Origin of the sequence: Streptomyces atratus (assembly GCF_900119365.1) — a bacterium.
In the GTDB taxonomy this organism is placed as follows: domain Bacteria; phylum Actinomycetota; class Actinomycetes; order Streptomycetales; family Streptomycetaceae; genus Streptomyces; species Streptomyces atratus_B.
In genome coordinates, this window is the sequence record NZ_FPJO01000092.1 from 1 (window position 1) to 1,678 (window position 1,678).

Below are 1,678 nucleotides of genomic sequence, written 5' to 3' on the forward strand. Positions count from 1 at the left end.
CCTCGCCGTTTCGGTTGGGGTGATGAGTCGTCGCTGATCGTCAGCCGCCGGGTGGGCGAGGTGATTTGGCTGTTTGGGCATGGCGGAGGCCCGGCGCGGTGGTCGGGTTCTCCAGGGTCCTTCGGGTCGTGGGCGGGCAGGGGGTTGTCGGTCAGCCGGCTGGTCGGGGCAGCGCGGCAAGGCGATGGAAGGCGTCGGCGAGTTCGTTTCTCCATGGCCAGGTCGCCGATATCCGCAGGCGGAGGCGCCGCCCGCCTCGGGTGAGGCGGGCGGCGACGTGCAGCAGTCGGTAGCGGAGCTTTTTCGGTTCGGCAGTGGCCAGTTCGCCGTTCAGCAGCAGGACGCGGGTCCAGGCCAGCAGGTCGATCGCCGCGAGGCTGAGTTCGAGCCAGACGGCGTTGATGGCGAAGTCCCGGGAGGGGAAGCGGCCGAAGCCGGTGGTCTTGCCGCATCGGATGTGGTCCTCGACCGTGGCATGCCCGCGGTGACGGGCCTCCAGGAACTGGGCGGGACCGCCACCGCAGGACGGGGTATCGGTGAGGAACACCTGATGACGCAGGCCCTCGTCCTGATCGAACAGGGACAGCTGGGCTCCGGGGTGCGGGCGCTCCCGGCGCACGATGATGCGGGTGTCGGCCGGGTAGCCGGTCAGGTCGACCATACCGGTGAGCTCGGCGACCTCGGCGCCGTCACGCAGAGTTCCGTTCTGGTCCAGGGCGGGGTACCAGACCTCCTCAGGCAGGGTCCGGATCGCGTGGCGGACCGGCTCGGTGACCGCGTATCCGACCGAGAAGCGCAGGTCCGGGCCGTGCTCGCGCAGGGTTCGGATGTGGGCGAGGAAGGCTTTCGCTGATCCGGCACTGTCGGCGCGGACCAGGATTGCGGTGCCGTGCCGTTGGGCGTCGGGGATCTGTGCGAGAGCGTCGTCCAGCACAGTGATGTGATCGGCGGCGGTGTTGGCACCGGCGTTCCCGGGCCGGAGCCGGCCGGACAGTGCTTCGCCGGTGTTGGCCAGGAAGCACAGCAGCGGGTGGAAGCCGAAGCCGCCCTTGTAGGTGGGTGCGGCCGCTTCTTTCTCGGAGTGGCAGGTGATCAGCGTGGCGTCGAGGTCCAGGACCAGGCCGGGAAGTTCTCGTCCGCCGGCCTGGACGGCGGGTATGCCCTGGCCGGTCTCGGCGGCCTGCATCCAGGCGACTTCCCGGGCTGAGGCGCGGGCCGCTCGCAGCGAAGCAAGCACTGCCCCGTCGATGTCGGCGAGCAACCGCCAGGCGGTGGGCGTGGAGGCGACCGGTCCGAATACCTCGCCCTGGTCCCGCAGCACGGCCAGATCCGCTATCGCCTCACCGCCGTCGGCGAGCATCACCGCGAGATCGGTGGCGGTCCGACCCGGATCGTGCCCGGTGCCACGCGGTCGTAGCGGCCCGAGCGCAGTGGAGTACGCGCCTGTCAGGCCGGTGGCCTCGGCGAGATCCGCCAGCAAACGTGCGCCCGCGTGCCCGACCACCCCCGAACCGTCAGTGGAGACGTGGAGCTTGGGACGAGAACCGATACCCTGCACGCAGAAAGTGCCTTCCGCTTGGACCGACAGAACCCCTCGACAAGGTTCATCGTCCCAGCTCAGAAGGCACTTTCGTATTTCCTCCCCGCTTCCGGCCTCATCTCAACCGAAACGGCGAGG

At 69.5% G+C, this 1,678-nt stretch carries 1 protein-coding gene; it reads right to left on the reverse strand.

Annotated elements, in window-relative coordinates:
- Positions 1 to 151: 151 nt before the first annotated feature.
- Entirely contained in the window at positions 152 to 1,588 is a 1,437-nt protein-coding gene (locus BT364_RS38890) for an IS1380 family transposase (RefSeq protein ID WP_079179875.1), read from the reverse strand.
- Positions 1,589 to 1,678: the final 90 nt, after the last annotated feature.